Source organism: Corynebacterium sp. MSK035 (genome assembly GCF_030232615.1).
Taxonomy (GTDB): Bacteria; Actinomycetota; Actinomycetes; order Mycobacteriales; family Mycobacteriaceae; genus Corynebacterium; species Corynebacterium jeikeium_D.
In genome coordinates, this window is record NZ_JASPJP010000005.1 from 109,481 (window position 1) to 125,409 (window position 15,929).

Here is a 15,929-nt window from a genome sequence, read left to right on the forward strand (position 1 = left end):
GGAGAGTTTCATACATACGCAGGAACGCAAACATGGAGAGAGTTAGATTTAAAAACCCACCGCGGTTTATGCCTTGGATCTATGGGCTGGTCATTGTCATAGCCATTGCCGTCAGTCTGGTCGCTGCGGTGGTCTTCGGCTCGGCGGATATCACCTGGTCCACCACGACACAGGTCATTTCGCATCACATCTTCGGCATTGAGCTCGATGAATCTGTGCCCGCCAGTTCGGACACCATCGTCTGGAATCTCCGCGCTCCCCGGGGTATTCTCGCAGCGATTGTAGGGGCGGGGCTAGCTGTCTCCGGTGTGGCTATGCAGACATTGGTCCGTAACCCGTTGGCAGACCCATATCTGCTAGGTATTTCCGCCGGCGCCGGTGCCGGTGCGACCGCGGTGATTATCTTTGGTGCTTTCTCCGGTAGCCCCATCGCGCCGCTGACATTCGGTGCACTCCTCGGTGCAGTAATGGCCACCCTCGCGGTCGGTGCTTTCGCCACTGCAGGCGGTGGGCTGACTCCGCTGCGTTTGGTGCTCTCCGGCGTTGTGCTCTCCGCTGCGTTTTCCGCGCTGAGTAGCTTCATGGTCTTCGCTGGGCCAGACCCGAGGGCCGCGCAGTCCGTGATGTTTTGGATGCTGGGCTCTGTTGCCGGTGCGACATGGCTGAAGACGCTCTTCCCGCTCATTGTCCTCATCGCAGTACTGTTGTTTTTCCTGGTCAAAGCCCGTCATCTGGATGCGCTGGCAACTGGTGAGAGCACCGCAGCGGCCGTAGGTATTGATGTTTCTCGGCTACGCACACAGGTATTTGTGCTCCAGGCTGTCCTCGTTGGCACGCTCGTTGCGGTCTCTGGCGGCATCGGGTTTGTCGGCCTGGTGATTCCACACTTGACCCGCATCTTGGTAGGGGCCACGCACCGCGTTGTCCTACCGGTTGCTGCCCTCATGGGTGGACTGTTTCTCATCTGGGTGGACATCATCGCGCGCGTAGTGGGCGGAAGCCAGGAAATGCCGCTGGGAGTAGTCACGGGATTGGTTGGCGCACCACTTTTCCTCTACCTCATGAGCCGCTCGCACTACAGCTACGGAGGTGCTGAGTAAATGAGCGCTCTACCAAAATCTGTACTCGCCGCTAAAGATATGCGCTGTGATATCGCTGGGCGCACCATTGTCAGCGGAGTCAACCTCAACTTCGGTGCAGAACCCATGACCGCCATCATTGGTGTTAACGGCGCGGGTAAATCCACGTTGCTGCGTGCGCTCGGTGGAATCACGAAACCGGCCACGGGCGAGGTCGAGATTAACGGCAAATCGATGAGCTCAATCAGCTCGAAGCACCGCGCCCGCGATCTGGCTTTCGTCGCGCAAAACGAGGTTCCACCCGCCGAAATGCGCGTGCGCGACTTTGTCTCCCTGGGGCGCTTGCCCTACCAGCGCCTTTTTGGTGGCAACACCGCCGAGGACAATTCCCACGTCGACCGTGCGCTGGAGCTCGTGGGGTTGGAAGCGGTTGCGCAACGCCTGTGTGGGCAACTCTCGGGTGGGCAACGTCGTCGCGTGTGTCTGGCGCGTGCCATCGCCCAGGACTCGCCAATCATGCTTCTCGACGAGCCCACTAACCACCTCGACGTGCGCCATCAACAATCCGTCCTCCGTCTGGCCCGCTCCAGCGGAGCGTGTGTCATTGCCGCGATCCACGACTTGGACCTGGTGATGAACCACTTCGACCGCGTCATCGTGGTCGCGGACGGCGGTATCGCGGCCGACGGCATTCCCGCAGAAGTGCTTACCCGCGACTTTGTCGCCCAAATCTTTCAGGTTGAATCCTGTCAGCTCAATTCCCCCGCTGGCCGCCGCCACCTCGCAATCGATAGCGAGCTGGATGCTGCCACCATCAACTAGGAGTACTCCCTTGAATAACGCACATGCTTTCCGACGTCCCCTTCGTGCCTCAGCAGCTGGTATCGCTGTGGCTGCTCTGGCATTCGGAGCCGCCGCCTGTGGCTCTGATGAGGGAACGCAGGCCTCGTCGTCAGGCCTTACCCTCACCAACTGCGGTGAAGAAGTCAGCTACCCGGGTGTAGCTAAAAAGCTGCTGATTAATGACGGCAATATTGCTTCGCTGGCGCTGGCTGTCGGTGCTGCGGATGAGATCACAGCGGTGAGCTCTATGGCCTCGCATCTGCCGGTGTTGACCGCAGCTTATGGCGATGCAATTGCGCAGAAGCCAGAAGTTGCGAAGGAATACCCGAATCTGGAGCAGGTCATTGCGGCCGAACCGGATGTGATGCTGGCGGGCTGGGGCTATGGCTTTAGTGAAGACAAGGGCATTACCCCGGAATCGCTTTCCGAGCACGGTATCGGTGCCTACACCCTGACGGAATCTTGCCGTACTGGTGACGCAGCCTCGGCGGGCAAGGAAGGCAGTGGCGACCCGGGGCATACTCGTGGTCTGGTGGATCCGTGGGAAGCTGTCAAAATTGATTTGAAGAATATCGCTACCTTGACCGGACACGACGGTGAGGGCGACAAGGTTATTGCAGATATTGATAACCGACTGCAAGCCCTGGATGCCGCGCCAAAGGGAGATAAGAAGCCAGTGGGCTTCCTCTTTGATTCTGTCGGTGAAGCACCAATTACCTCGGGTTCCTTTGGCGCACCGCAGGGCATCCTGGAAAAGGCCGGTGCAATCAATGCGACCGAGTCGATTAAGGACACTTGGACTACGACCTCCTGGGAGCATGTCGCGGAGATGAATCCTGACTTCATCGCGCTTGTGGACTACCCAGGTCAGACCTTCGAAGAGAAAACCAAGGTTTTGCGCACGAATCCGGCAACGAAGGATCTCGAGGCGGTCAAGGAGAACCGCTTTATTAACCTGCCGATTGCATTGTGGACGGAGTCTCCGCTGAACGTCGATGCCGCAGAGTACGTGCGCAAGGCGCTCGAGGAATATGGTCTTGTGCCGGCGTCGGAGGTGACGACGAAGATGGAGCTACCGTCTGAGCTACCAGGGCAGGAGTACCTGCAGAAGTAGTTTCGACCAAGGCCGTCAAGCACGAACTGACTAACGCGACTAAGGTGGGCATCATGCGAATTGCGACCCTTACCTCCGGTGGAGATTGTCCCGGTCTGAATGCCGTTATCCGTGCAATTGTCCGTACCAGCTCGAGCGAGTACGGCTCAACCGTCGTCGGTTTTGAGGACGGTTGGATTGGTCTTATGGAAGACCGTAGGGTCCAGCTTTACGACGATGAGCGGATTGACCGTATGCTGCTGCGTGGCGGCACGATGCTGGGCACCGGCCGCGTGCATCCGGACATTCTCATGTCTAACCTCGACCGCATCAAGGAAAATCTCTCTGATGCGGGCATCGATGCCCTGATCCCAATCGGTGGCGAAGGTACGCTGAAGGCCGGCAAGTGGCTTTCGGACAATGGGGTGCCGGTCGTCGGTGTTCCGAAGACTATTGATAATGACGTCAACGGTACGGACTACACCTTCGGTTTCGACACGGCTGTGGCTGTTGCCACCGACGCGGTTGACCGTCTGCACACCACTGCGGAATCCCACCAGCGCGTCATGATTGTTGAGGTCATGGGTCGACACGTGGGCTGGATCGCTTTGCATGCGGGTATGGCCGGCGGTGCTCACCACATTGTCATTCCGGAAAAGCCATTCGACATCAACGAGATTGTGAAGTCGATGGAGCGCCGTTTCCAGATGGGTGAGAAGTACGGCATTATCGTCGTCGCTGAGGGCGCCACCCCGAAGCCGGGCACCATGGAGTACGAAGAGGGCGGTGTCGACCAGTTCGGCCACCAAACCTTCAACGGCATTGGTCAGGTTATTGGTGCGGAGATTAAGAAGCGCACCGGGTACGACGTTCGCACCACGGTGCTGGGTCACATTCAGCGTGGCGGTACGCCGACTGCGTACGACCGCGTGCTTGCTACCCGCTACGGTGTCCACGCCACCCGAGCAGTACACGAGGGGGACTTCGGCAAGATCGTCGCTCTGCACGGTGAGAACATCGAACGTATCGACATCGACGATGCGGTTGCTGAGTTGAAGGTTGTGCCGGATGGCCGTTACCGCGCAGCTGCTGCGCTGTTTGGTTAAACGCGTCGGTTAAGCACGCGTTGCTAAACATTTAGGCACATCTTCGTAACAAAATAGGCATACTGCCCGAGCTGGTGTATCAATCACCAGCTCGGGCAGTATGCTTTGTAAGGTTCCGGTTTTTGAAAAATAGACTTATATTTAGGATTTTCTCGTTATGTGGAAAAGAGCCACAACAATCGCGATGGCCTTTGTCGGCCTAACTGTCGGTGCCGGATTCGCATCCGGCCAGGAAATGATGCAGTACTTCGTGGCATTTGGCACTAACGGCTTGTGGGGCGTGGTACTTGCCTCCGTCGTGATGATTGCCAGTGGCCTGGCAGTGCTGTCAATTGCCAGCTACTTGCAGGCTGATGAGCACTCCGAGGTCTTCGACGTAATCACCCGCAGTTGGGTTTCGAAGATTTTGGATATCGCCGTGATGATCACGCTGTTCTGTACCGGCTTCGTCATGTTCGCCGGTGCCGGTGCGAACTTGAACCAGCAGTTCGGACTTGAGGTGTGGATTGGCGCCGTCATCATGGTTGCCCTGACTTTGGGTGTAGGCATGCTGGATGCCGACAAGGTCAGCCGCGTGATTGGCATGATCACTCCATTCATTATCGTGTTCCTGCTTGGAGCCGGTATCTACACTTTGTTCACCACCGACACGTCGATGTCGGAGGCCGCGCAGTACACCAATGAACTGTCGACATCGCTGCCACACTGGTCTATTTCTGCCCTGAACTATGTCGGTTTCTGTGTGATGGTGGCCGTATCGATGTCGATTGTCATCGGCGGTAGCTACCTGAACCCGCGTGAAGCTGGCATCGGTGGTCTCATGGGCGGGAGCATCTATGCAGGTCTGCTGACGCTGGTGACCTTTGCCCTCTTCTTCAAGGTCAAGGATGTTGGCCACGAAGATATGCCGACCCTGGCAATCGTCAATGACATCCACCCGGTCCTGGGTACCGTGATGGCAATCATCATCTACGCCATGATTTTCAACACGGCCATTGGCATGTTCTACGCGCTGGGCCGCCGCCTAACACGCAATACCCCGCAGCGTTTCCGCCTGGTATTCATCGTGACGGTGCTGATTGGTTTTGGCCTAAGTTTCTTTGGGTTCAAGGCCCTGGTTGGCTCCATCTACCCGGCCCTTGGCTACGTCGGTATCGCTCTTATCGTGATTCTGTGTGGTGCGTACCTGGCTGGACGTAACAAGCTGATGGAGGAGTCGAAGCGTCGCGGCCGTATCCGTAAGCTCGCACGCCGGAAGATGCACCCGAACAAGAAGTTCACCACCGCCGATCAGAAGAAGCTCGACCGCGCTTTGGCCAACTCCAACATTTCCAACGTCGATCTTCAGGAGAGCGTCCGCGACGACATCGTCGAGGAACTGGTCAGCGACGATAATGTTGAATTCACCGAGGATGACGCCGAGCGCATCGTAGAAAAGGATAATGAGCGCCTGGAGAAGCTTTCCGAAATCGAGGAAGCCTCCGATGATGACAATCCTCGCGAGACCGCGAGGGACTCCTTCCCAGGCGAGGCCACAGCCACTGCGCCGAAGAAGCTTGCCGGACAGACTAAGAATGCATTCAAGCGCGTGGCTCACCCTAAGCCGAAGAAAGAAAAGTAACTAGCGCGACTAGGCAGCTCGAAAATTTAGGCAGCTCGAAAATAGAAGGCATCGCACCGGTAGGGAAGGGCGATGCCTTCTTCGTATGTGTGCCCCAAGTGTTCGTGGAGATACCAATGCAAGTTCGCCTCCACCTTGGCGCGAGTGGCGGGCTTGGAACGAAGCCAATAGGAACGGGTTCGTGCCAGCAGCACGATGTCCTCGATGGTCAGTGTCTGCTCCCAGGCCAGACGCACCTCATCGACTAGCTCCAGCTCCGGGCCAACCTCGGGGTAGAAGCCGGGACGCAACACGTCGCCGGCGTGCATTATGCGGCTGAGCCGATGCACCCACGGTACGGAAACATCCAAGGTGTTCCACACCAACATAGCCACGCTATCCGCGCGTAGCACCCGAGTGAGTTCTTTACTTGCAGCTGTCGGGTCCACCCAGTGCCATGTCTGCGCACATGTTGCTACATCGACGCTGTTGGACTCCAGTCCCGTGCGCTCCGCAGTGCCTTCCAGGCATTCCGCCGCTGGCACATTGTGCATCAGTGCTTGCCGCATCGCGGTGGAGGGATCGAGTGCCAGCAGGGTGGCATCGCGGTAGACGTCGGCAAGCGAGGCGGTGAGCTTCCCAGTGCCGGCGCCGATATCGGCGACTACCTGTGGGTGCGGTGCGAGACGGGTAAGCGCTTCGATGACGGTTGGAGGATATCCGGGGCGCACGCGGTGGTAGCCCGTGGCTCCGTCGGCGCTTTCCTGCAGGTCGTTGTCGAAAGTAGCGCCTGCGCGGTGGCGGTCAGCGGCGTCGCGGAACGTTGGCGTATCGCGTGCTGACGTCGGTGGAATCGGTGGGTGTTCGTTAACTCCGGGCACGACTTATACCCTAGGGCACGCCTGCGGGGCCATCGCTAGTAGACTCTACAAACATGACCGCTGCATACGCTGATGACTTGATGGACTTTGATGAGGTCCTCGAACGTTTTGACCCGGTAATGGGCATGGAGGTTCACGTCGAGCTCTCGACGAATACCAAGATGTTCTCCTCCTCCTCGGCGCACTTTGGTGCCGAGCCGAATAGCAACGTCGATCCCTGCAGCCTCGGCCTACCTGGCGCGCTGCCTGTGGTTAACCGTCAGGGCGTTGAGTGGGCCATCAAGATTGGCCTGGCGCTGAACTGCGAGATTGCTGAGTCCTCCCGCTTCGCGCGCAAGAACTACTTCTACCCGGACCAGCCGAAGAACTACCAGATTTCGCAGTACGACGAACCAATCGCCTACGACGGATATCTTGACGTTCAGCTTGACGACGGCACGGAGTTCCGTGTCGAAATCGAGCGCGCTCACATGGAAGAAGACACCGGCAAGCTGACGCACTTGGGCGGTGCCGATGGTCGTATTCACGGCGCCACGCGTTCGCTGGTGGACTGCAACCGCGCAGGTATTCCGCTGATTGAGATCGTTACTAAGCCAATTCTCGGTGCAGGGGAGCGTGCCCCAGAGGTTGCTCGTGCGTACGTTTCTGCGCTGCGTGACCTGGTGAAGTCCCTCGGTGTCTCCGATGCCCGCATGGACCAGGGCTCGATGCGTGTGGACTCCAACGTTTCCCTGCGCCCAATCGGCCAGGAGGAGTTCGGCACTCGTACCGAGACTAAGAACATCAACTCCCTGAAGTCGGTTGAACAGGCTGTTCGCTACGAGATGCAGCGCCAGGCTGCTGCGATTACTAATGGCGAGGAGATCGTTCAGGAAACCCGCCACTACCAGGAGACCGACGGCACGACCTCCAAGGGCCGCCCGAAGGAATCGCAGTCGGATTACCGCTACTTCAACGACCCGGATCTGCCACCTGTGATTGCGCCGCGTGAGTGGGTGGAGGAAATCCGCGCAACTCTGCCGGAGCTGCCGTGGGTGCGTCGTGCCCGTATTCAGGAAGAGTGGGGTCTGAAGGACGAGGAAATGCGCGACCTGGTTAACGCCGGCGCTCTCGACCTGATTGTCGACACCGTTGAGGCTGGTGCCGGCCCGGCTGAGGCTCGTTCCTGGTGGGTCGCTTACCTGGCGCAGAAGGCCAACGAGGCAGGCGTGGAGCTGGCTGAGCTCGCGATTACCCCGGCACAGGTTGCACGTGTGATTGCACTGATTGAAGAGGGCAAGCTGACCAACAAGCTGGCCCGTAAGGCCGTTGACGGCGTGCTCGCAGGCGAGGGCGATGTTGATGAGGTCGTTGCTGCCCGTGGCCTGGAGGTCGTTCGCGACGACGGTGCTATTGAGAAGGCCGTCGACGATGCACTGGCTGCTAACCCGGACATCGTCGAGAAGTACCGAGCTGGCAACAAGAAGGTCGTCGGTGCCATCGTGGGGCAGGTCATGAAGGCCACCCGCGGCAAGGCAGACCCGGCTCAGGTCAACCAGCTGATTGCGAAGAAGCTGAGCTAGCCTCCCTGAAAGCTAATCCGGGGAACCGCCGGCGGCACCATCGCTCGGCAGTCTGACGACGCGCTCGTCGGACTCCGACGGTTGTGCCCCGGCGGTTTTGTTGGTCGTGGCACCCCAAACTTCAATACCCTGATTTGCTGCGACAGCCGCTACATACGAGATGTGGCCGAAGTCGCCGTCGACAAGCACTTCAGGGGAACCCTTGACCTCCCACGCCGCGTCGGGCCCACTTGACTTCGGACCCACCGGCATGGAGATGACCTTCTGCGCGTCTGGGATGGCAATGACCACGCGGTCACCCATCACTGCGCATCCACCGATGGAATCGTTCAGGTCCACACCGCCGAGGGGATTAATCACAGGGCCGGTGAGCTGAACCAGCTGTGGGGTGCCGTCGAGAATGGCGGTTGCCAACGGCGGCATTCCGTCCGGACCATGGCAGAACTGCTGAAACTCAATGCCTGGATCTCCCACGAGCAATTTGCGCGGGGACAGGGTGTCCGAAGTTCGGTCAAAATAGATTCCGAGAATGCCGGGCTCGCTGAGGTCCGGAAGTTCGCGCACATCAGCGGTGCTGCCCTCCACGAGGGTGACGCGCGCAATGGTGTCGTCGTTACGCAAAACAAAGACCTGACGGTCCTCTTCAACCGAGGGACTGGGCAGCAGTTGTTTTGCAGGGGCGCCGAGCCGTGCGACCTCACGCGGTGTCTTACCCGGTGCGACAACGGTGAGTGCACCGTCGTCGGTGGCGACGAGAGCCTCCCCAGGGCCGGTTGAGGCTAGCGCGGTGGTAAGCGGTAGGCAGGCCGCGAGAGTGACATCGTCGAGGTCGCAGGGACCTTTGTCTTTGGCTTTGCTTTCCGTGGTTGGGACCGGGGTAGAGGGCAAATCAGGGGAGGAAAACTTCGGCATGGCAATGCCTGTCGGTTCCGACTTGTCTTCAGTAAACGGTGACTCAAGCGCGCTCGAGGCACTCATGCAGCCGGAAAGAGAGACCATCCCGACGACACCAGCGGCGAGCGCAGCACGACGACGCCGCCCGCGAGCGCGAGCCTGTGCACTGCTGGTGTGGACGAGGTGGAATCCCATAGGCATACACAATACAGCCTCGTTTCCCGGCCACGCCTGCGACCAAAAGTGAGGCAGTAGTTTTAATGTGGACGATGTGAGCGACTCAGAGAAGTACCCGAACGACCGCGCCCTCGAGAATGTGGAGGACGGATTCGATGACGATCTCGACGTCCCGACCTACCGCAAGCTCGCTGAGCCAATGAACGAAGAAACAAACCGTGACGACAGCGACAACACCGCAACGCAGATTTTTCCGGGTGTGCCGGAAAAGCGCGTAGAGGAGGAGTCGGAGGCGGAGGTAGACCAAGAAAACCTGCCGCCGGAAGCCGAGACCGATAGCGGTGCTGAAGCCGAGGTGGAAACCGAGTCTGAAACAGAAACAGTGACTGAGCCGAGCCCCGAGCCGGAGCCTGAAGTTCAGGAAGCCCCGAAGAAGCGCTACGACGCCTACGCCGCTGCAGGCCGCACGGCACCTCAGGTGATTAGCCCTGCCGGTAAGCCTTCGCCGCGGGATGAACAGGCCGAAACTGAATTGGCACCCGCGGCCGATAAAGAGTCGGAGGTAGCCCCGGAGTCGGAGGCGACCGAAATCTTTGAGCAGCCGGCCCGTAGCGAGCGCGTTGATTCAGATGAGGATTTCAGTCAGCCGACGCAAGCCTTCTCGGCTTCTGAAGCAGCAGCAGCGTCCGCAGCGGGAACTGCCGCAAATAAGTCGGAAGCACAGTCAGCATTCGACGATGAGGCGGAGTCAACCTATGGCTCTGCACGCAATTCCGCAGCTGAGACTCAGTATTTCGATGAATCGGATTTCGCTGAACCGGCTGCCTCTCGCGATACCGCTGGTGCCGCTGGTGTTGCAGGAGCAGGCGTAGGGGCCGCCGGGGCAACTGCTGCTACGACTACCGCCGCTGCTGACGACGATGAAGACACGGACTTTTACGACGACAACGAACCGGAGCACCGTCGCGGCACCACCGATTTCGGCCTTCTGCTGCTGCGTCTTGGATTGGGTGCGCTGTTGTTGGTCCATGGCCTGACAACGCTGCTCGGCTGGGGTAACTCCGGTGGCACCACTGCGCTGGAGACACAGTTTAGCCAGAACAACTTCGCCCTCGGCCCTGTGATGGCCACTGCCATCCCAACGGTTCAGCTCATCGCGGGTGCCCTGCTCATCTTAGGGCTTGCGACACCGCTGGCCGCAGCATTGGCGCTGGCATTGTCCGCCTACCTCAGCATGTTTGATGTGGCTACCTCTGCCAATGGCGTGAATATCGTCGGCCAGGATTCCAGCAACCTTCAGCTACAACTGTTGATGACCGCCATGGCACTTGGCTTGCAGTTCACCGGTCCGGGCCGCATCGGTATCGACTTCGGACGCGGCTGGGCTCGTCGCCCACTGGCATCGTCTTGGATCTTCGGAATTCTGTCCATCGCTGCAGCAATTGGCCTGTGGTGGCTGACGACCAGCACGCTGCCGTTTGTTGGCTAAGGCAGTTCGCAGCTACACAAACAGTCGAGCGGCCTAAACTAGGTTCTCGGTTAGGGGCGGGGTACAATGCCCCCTATGCCAAAGTCGAGACACGCACTAAAGACCACCCTCGCGGTGGTCTTTTTCATGTCTTCGATAGGCGCTACAACGTCGATTCACTCACCTTCGACAGCCGCTGCCGGCGAGCACAATGAGGTTGCAGCCTCCGTCTCGTCGGCAAGCGCCTGGCCGACTCATGAGGTGAGTCTGCCGCGCATGAACCTCAACGCCGAAGGGTTGATTGAGACTGACCCGCGCACGCAAATGGCGGTGAGCTACGAGCCGGTGGGCGTGGGGTACAGCAGCCAGGCATCGCAACGCCCGCTGCCGGCGCTATCCCTGATTAAGTTGTATATCGGTCAGTATGTGCTCGAACACGGCACTGCCGACGATGCCGAGCGCGTCGAAAAGATGATTTCGCGTTCCGACGACGATTTGGCCGCCGACTTTTACCGGAAGTACCCGGAATCGGTCGATTCCATTGCGACCGAGTACGGCCTGTTCAACACTTCCGGCGGAGAAAAGTGGGGAGTATCGAGGACCACCGCGGAAGATGTGGTGTCTTTTATTTCCCAGCTTCGTCTGAAGCATCCTAATTCTGAGGTGCTCGAGGCGATGCGACACTGGTCGCCGATTGCTGCCGATGGCTATCGACAGAATTTTGGTCTTGCCGGGCTGCCCGGCTCTGAAGGCGCGAAAATGGGCTGGTCCAACCGGCGTTCGTGGCACTCTTCCGTTGTTTTTGGCCCCGGATATGTAATGGCGGCCATTACCGAGGGCGGCAAATATGCACACACCGAGGACGTCGCTGAGGGGATTGCCGACGTCGAGTACCGGGATTTGGTGAAGCCCACGCAGAAGACTGGGCGCAAAGCCACTCTAGAAACGCCAAAGGCCCGTGCGGTAAGCACAGGCCTTTAAACGGGTTTGATCTAGCTAGTCGACAATGCGGATCGCGCCCTTATCCGCACTGGACGCCATCTTGGCGTATGCGCGCAGCGCCTTGGAGACCTTGCGCGGACGCGGCTTGTGCGGAGTAAATGGCTTATCGCGCTTGAGCTCCTCATCGCGACGAGCGGCCAGCTCCTCGTCGGACACCTGAATCTCAAGGCGTCGTTCAGCGACATCGATGTACACCGGGTCGCCGTTGCGGACGAGACCGATTGCGCCGCCGGCAGCGGCCTCCGGGGAAACGTGGCCGATAGACAGTCCGGAGGAACCCCCGGAGAAGCGACCATCGGTGACCAGTGCACAGACCTTACCCAGGCCAGCGCCCTTGATGAATGCGGTCGGGTGCAGCATCTCCTGCATGCCCGGGCCGCCGGAAGGACCCTCGTAGATGACAAAGAGAACTTCGCCCGGCTGCAAGGTGCGGTTCAAGATGACCGAGACAGCCTCTTCCTGGCTTTCTACGACGCGAGCGGTGCCCTCGAAGTGGAACTGATCCTCGCCGATACCGGCGGTCTTCAGGATAGCGCCGTCCTCGGCGATGTTGCCGCGCAGGACACACAGACCGCCTTCCTTCGTGTAGGCGTGGTCGAAGTCGCGGATGCAGCCATTTTCGGAGTCCGTATCCAGGCTCTCCCAGCGGTTGGATGTGGAGAACGGCTCGGTGGTGCGCACGCCGCCAGGGGCTGCGTGGAACAGTTCAATCGCTTCGTCAGTGGCCTTGCCGCCGCGGATATCCCAGTTGTCCAGGTGCTCCTCCAGAGATGGGGAGTGAACGGAGCGGACATTCATTTGCAGCAGGCCCGCGCGGCGCAGTTCGCCGAGGATGGCTGGAATACCACCGGCGCGGTGGACGTCCTCCATGTAGTAGTCCGAGTTCGGTGCCACCTTGGACAGACAAGGCACGCGGCGGGAAATCGCGTCGATGTCGGAGAGGTCGAAGTCGATCTCGCCCTCCTGGGCGGCAGCGAGAATATGCAGCACCGTGTTGGTGGAACCGCCCATGGCAACGTCGAGCGTCATTGCGTTGACAAACGCGTCGCGGTTGGCGATGTTGCGCGGCAGCACGGACTCGTCACCATCGTGGTAGTAGCTCTTCGCCAGGTCCACAATCAGTTCACCGGCGCGCGTGAACAAATCGCGACGCGCCTGCTGAGTTGCCAGGGTAGAACCGTTACCCGGCAGGGACAGGCCGAGGGCCTCGGTCAGGCAGTTCATCGAGTTTGCAGTGAACATGCCCGAGCACGATCCGCAGGTCGGGCATGCCGAGCGCTCGATGTCGAGCAGGTTCTTGTCATCGACCTTGTCGTTCGCGGATGCAGAAATAGCCGAGACGAGGTCAGAGCCGGGCTTGACGACGCCATCGATAACAATCGACGATCCCGATTCCATCGGCCCGCCGGAAACGAAGACCACCGGGATATTCAGACGCAGAGCCGCATTGAGCATGCCCGGCGTGATCTTGTCACAGTTGGAAATACAGACCAATGCGTCAGCGGTGTGAGCGTTGACCATGTACTCGACAGAGTCAGCAATAATCTCACGGGACGGCAGCGAGTAGAGCATGCCGTCGTGGCCCATCGCAATTCCGTCGTCGACAGCAATGGTGTTGAACTCACGGGGGACGCCACCGGCTGCGGTTACAGCTTCTGCGACGATGTCGCCAACGTCCTTCAGGTGCACGTGACCGGGAACGAACTGAGTGTAAGAGTTGGCAATTGCGATAATCGGCTTGCCGAAGTCGTTATCGGTCATGCCAGTTGCGCGCCATAGCGAACGCGCACCTGCAGCATTACGGCCGGCAGTGGTGACTTTAGAGCGAAGGGGAATCATGGGGGCTGCCCTTCCTAGATAGGGTGCAAGGTAATTAATTATCCATATTAATCACAAAAAGCCCCTAATGTCTCATTTCGTGGTCACTGGTGTCCGCATAATGAGATTTAGGGGCTTTGTGGACTGCTTATATGTTACTCGGCAGAGGCGTCACCTTTAGCCTTGGCATCAGCCTCAACCTCACTGACCTTCTTCATTACGGAGTGGCCATCGCGGTCGAAAACCTCGACCTTGTCATTTTCCGCCATACGAGCCGAAGCGATCGGATCTGGAATCAGACCGCCAGTGGCTTCCTTCAACTCCGGCAGCGAATTAAAAGAGATGGCCGGCAGGGCGATGCGCTCATCTGACTTGGTTACCGCAAAGGCGCGGCCGCCCTTGTTGAAGAAGATGCCCGCAAAATCGCTCCAGGGCACCGAACGGCGCTTGGACAATAGGTACACCGCAGTGATGCCGCGTGGCCCTACGGTGGTGCGTACTCGGAAAATCCAAAGCGTATAAATCAACGGTGCCAGGAAGGTAATGGCCAGCCACGGGGCAAAACCGGTGGCAATTACACACAGCACGAGCATGAACGCAACGATGAACAGATGCGTCTTCTGTGGGCGAAATCGCTGCGTCGCAAATTTTAGCTGTGGAGTCGAGTCAGTCATGGCCTTTGATTGTAGCGGGTAGTTCGGATTGGTTAATGCGCGGTAGGCAGTTGCGCGTTATTGCGCCCCGACCGAGTTTGGTTCTGCGTTGTTAGTGGAGTCTGTCGACTGTGATCCGCCAGTGTTCTCGTTGTCGGTGTTGCTCTGAGTAGAGTCTGGCTCGGTGGAGGTGGCGGTCGAAGGTGCGCGGTTCTGCGTGCTCTGAGGCTGCTGTGAAGTCTCGGACGGCTGATTCTGTGATGTCTGAGTCTGCTGTGAAGTCTCGGTGGGCTGCACACTCTGTGTGGTACTAGTCGGCTGGTTCGATGATTGCGGAGCTGACGACTCTTCCGAGTCCTCTTCCTGTGTCGTTACCCGATCGCTCCACCTGCTCGGTGCTAGCCATCCGGATGGGCCGCCCTCGGTCTCGACCGTCATGAGATTCAAAACGCCGAGGACAATTAGGGTTGCCAAGAGCATGATTGTCGAAACGCGAGCACGTCCACCTGCAGAGAGGATTCGCCGGATTTTCTGGCGCGTCGTGAGCGTCTTCCAGTCAGGGTGGCTAACCAGCTTGCGGATGGCGTTGTTGCTTCCGCTGTCCTCTTGCTCGCGTCGAGCATCATCGAGGTCAGCACCCGCATGCGGCAGGTCGGATCGCTCGTTCCCGTCTTGCTTATCGACGGTCTGAGTTTCCATCAGTTTGGTTTCTGCGGTATCCGGCTGGGCAGTAGTGTCCGCTACCGCTTCGACAACTTCGGTTGGAGCGCTGTCGCCGTCGTCAAGCTGTTGTTTTTTCTCTTGCTTAGCATCGGCCTGCCTGAGCTGTTCGATCATCGTGTCATCGCGGACATGACCGGTGATTTCTTCGGCGGGAGCAAACGGGGTCTGTTGGGCGCGCTCGCCGTAGTCATCCCACCAAGTGTCGATGACTGCGGCGCGGATGGCGCGCTCGATGAGCCATTGGTCGCCCGGTTTGCAGTCGACAATCAAGCGCATAGTGACGGTCCACGGCAGGCCCATAACCGTCGGCGGATTGAGCTCCGTGGAGGACTGCAGCTTGATCTCGGAGAGAACTGCATCCTTGACGGAGTCCAGTGCGATGGCACTCTTGGCGGCGGCGACAGTGCGCTCTTCCAGGTCCTTAATGGAGCCACCGGCGGTCATCGGTACGGGAACTTCAACAACAGCACGGGACCACTGTGAGGAGTAGTTGATACACATGCGTGCCTCGGAGTTCGGCACGATGATTTCCTCGCCGTTGAGGGTTCGGATCGTGGTGGCGCGCAATGTCATATTGACTACGTCACCTTGGACAGTGCCCGAAGGGGAGTGAAACTCTACCCAGTCTCCGATGCCGTACTGCTTCTCGGCGATGATGAACAGTCCGCCAAGGAAGTCGGCGATGACTCCCTGTGCGCCAAAACCAACAGCGGCGGAAACAACCGTCGCGGGGATAGCGGCGGCGGTCAGTGAGATTCCGAATTTCGACAGAATCGCGATGATTAAGACGAAGTATGCAATGACTTCGACGATGTAAACCACAGCGCCAATCAGTGCGCGCCGTCCCTTGGACTGCTCCTCTGAAGAGGAGATGTTTCCGTCCGCAATTGCCAGAACGAAACGTCGGATACGGGGAACAAGAATTAGCAGAATGGCCAGACATGCGATGGCAAGGCCGTTATTGGCCACCCATTGCCATGTCCGTAACAACATGTATTGCAAGAATTCCATGCCATCCACCGTAGGTCGT

Annotated in this window: 13 protein-coding genes; 8 read left to right on the forward strand and 5 right to left on the reverse strand. The window is 58.9% G+C overall.

Annotated features, from left to right (window positions below; translation table 11 throughout):
* The first annotated feature begins 32 nt into the window (after nt 1-32).
* From QP978_RS04875 to QP978_RS04895, 5 genes are all read left to right on the forward strand, one after another.
* On the forward strand, nt 33-1,100 hold the full coding sequence (locus tag QP978_RS04875) for a FecCD family ABC transporter permease (protein WP_370449368.1): 1,068 nt from the start codon (nt 33-35) through the stop codon (nt 1,098-1,100).
* The gene (locus QP978_RS04880) at nt 1,101-1,901 is read left to right on the forward strand and encodes an ABC transporter ATP-binding protein (RefSeq protein ID WP_049172090.1); all 801 of its coding nucleotides are present in this window, start codon (nt 1,101-1,103) and stop codon (nt 1,899-1,901) included.
* A 10-nt stretch (nt 1,902-1,911) separates the two neighbouring features.
* Nucleotides 1,912-3,036 (forward strand): ABC transporter substrate-binding protein, encoded by a 1,125-nt coding sequence (locus QP978_RS04885; protein ID WP_284856903.1) that lies wholly within the window; start codon nt 1,912-1,914, stop codon nt 3,034-3,036.
* Nucleotides 3,037-3,089: 53 nt separating this feature from the next.
* Nucleotides 3,090-4,121: an ATP-dependent 6-phosphofructokinase gene (locus tag QP978_RS04890; RefSeq protein WP_038628534.1), complete on the forward strand. Its 1,032-nt coding sequence runs from the start codon at nt 3,090-3,092 to the stop codon at nt 4,119-4,121.
* Between the two features lie 157 nt (nt 4,122-4,278).
* A complete protein-coding gene (locus tag QP978_RS04895; protein ID WP_049172094.1) occupies nt 4,279-5,742 on the forward strand; it encodes a membrane protein in 1,464 nt (487 codons plus the stop codon).
* 26 nt (nt 5,743-5,768) lie between these two features.
* Here the strand turns inward: QP978_RS04895 and QP978_RS04900 are convergent, their stop codons facing one another.
* Nucleotides 5,769-6,602, reverse strand: coding sequence for a class I SAM-dependent methyltransferase (locus QP978_RS04900; RefSeq protein ID WP_049194081.1), 834 nt, complete (start codon nt 6,600-6,602; stop codon nt 5,769-5,771).
* A 53-nt stretch (nt 6,603-6,655) separates the two neighbouring features.
* On the opposite strand from QP978_RS04900, the gene gatB reads away from it, so the two are divergent.
* The gene (gatB, locus tag QP978_RS04905; RefSeq protein ID WP_016422487.1) at nt 6,656-8,164 is read left to right on the forward strand and encodes an Asp-tRNA(Asn)/Glu-tRNA(Gln) amidotransferase subunit GatB; all 1,509 of its coding nucleotides are present in this window, start codon (nt 6,656-6,658) and stop codon (nt 8,162-8,164) included.
* A gap of 12 nt (nt 8,165-8,176) precedes the next feature.
* On the opposite strand, the gene QP978_RS04910 is transcribed toward gatB, so the two are convergent.
* On the reverse strand, nt 8,177-9,253 hold the full coding sequence (locus tag QP978_RS04910) for a glucose dehydrogenase (protein WP_224783716.1): 1,077 nt from the start codon (nt 9,251-9,253) through the stop codon (nt 8,177-8,179).
* A gap of 76 nt (nt 9,254-9,329) precedes the next feature.
* On the opposite strand from QP978_RS04910, the gene QP978_RS04915 reads away from it, so the two are divergent.
* Both QP978_RS04915 and QP978_RS04920 read left to right on the forward strand, forming a co-directional pair.
* Nucleotides 9,330-10,724 (forward strand): DoxX family membrane protein, encoded by a 1,395-nt coding sequence (locus QP978_RS04915; RefSeq protein WP_239271930.1) that lies wholly within the window; start codon nt 9,330-9,332, stop codon nt 10,722-10,724.
* A 75-nt stretch (nt 10,725-10,799) separates the two neighbouring features.
* Entirely contained in the window at nt 10,800-11,684 is an 885-nt protein-coding gene (locus tag QP978_RS04920) for a hypothetical protein (protein ID WP_284856904.1), read from the forward strand.
* 15 nt (nt 11,685-11,699) lie between these two features.
* Here the strand turns inward: QP978_RS04920 and ilvD are convergent, their stop codons facing one another.
* The 3 genes from ilvD to QP978_RS04935 all read right to left on the reverse strand — a co-directional run bounded on the left by ilvD (nt 11,700) and on the right by QP978_RS04935 (nt 15,910).
* Complete coding sequence (ilvD, locus tag QP978_RS04925) at nt 11,700-13,544, reverse strand: dihydroxy-acid dehydratase (protein WP_070429318.1); 1,845 nt, start codon at nt 13,542-13,544, stop codon at nt 11,700-11,702.
* 134 nt (nt 13,545-13,678) lie between these two features.
* Complete coding sequence (locus QP978_RS04930; RefSeq protein ID WP_049172102.1) at nt 13,679-14,197, reverse strand: PH domain-containing protein; 519 nt, start codon at nt 14,195-14,197, stop codon at nt 13,679-13,681.
* Nucleotides 14,198-14,254: 57 nt separating this feature from the next.
* Nucleotides 14,255-15,910 carry a mechanosensitive ion channel family protein gene (locus QP978_RS04935; RefSeq protein ID WP_069358880.1) on the reverse strand — a complete coding sequence of 552 codons (1,656 nt, stop codon included), beginning with the start codon at nt 15,908-15,910 and terminating at the stop codon, nt 14,255-14,257.
* Nucleotides 15,911-15,929 lie beyond the last annotated feature (19 nt).

Excerpts from the sequence above, each read along its gene's own strand:
- QP978_RS04875 (WP_370449368.1), top strand. The coding sequence starts at position 33 with ATGGAGAGAGTTAGATTTAAAAACCCACCGCGGTTTATGCCTTGGATC.
- QP978_RS04880 (WP_049172090.1), top strand. The coding sequence starts at position 1,101 with ATGAGCGCTCTACCAAAATCTGTACTCGCCGCTAAAGATATGCGCTGT.
- QP978_RS04890 (WP_038628534.1), top strand. The coding sequence starts at position 3,090 with ATGCGAATTGCGACCCTTACCTCCGGTGGAGATTGTCCCGGTCTGAAT.
- QP978_RS04895 (WP_049172094.1), top strand. The coding sequence starts at position 4,279 with ATGTGGAAAAGAGCCACAACAATCGCGATGGCCTTTGTCGGCCTAACT.
- gatB (WP_016422487.1), top strand. The coding sequence starts at position 6,656 with ATGACCGCTGCATACGCTGATGACTTGATGGACTTTGATGAGGTCCTC.
- QP978_RS04910 (WP_224783716.1), bottom strand. The coding sequence starts at position 9,253 with ATGGGATTCCACCTCGTCCACACCAGCAGTGCACAGGCTCGCGCTCGC.
- QP978_RS04920 (WP_284856904.1), top strand. The coding sequence starts at position 10,800 with ATGCCAAAGTCGAGACACGCACTAAAGACCACCCTCGCGGTGGTCTTT.
- ilvD (WP_070429318.1), bottom strand. The coding sequence starts at position 13,544 with ATGATTCCCCTTCGCTCTAAAGTCACCACTGCCGGCCGTAATGCTGCA.
- QP978_RS04930 (WP_049172102.1), bottom strand. The coding sequence starts at position 14,197 with ATGACTGACTCGACTCCACAGCTAAAATTTGCGACGCAGCGATTTCGC.
- QP978_RS04935 (WP_069358880.1), bottom strand. The coding sequence starts at position 15,910 with ATGGAATTCTTGCAATACATGTTGTTACGGACATGGCAATGGGTGGCC.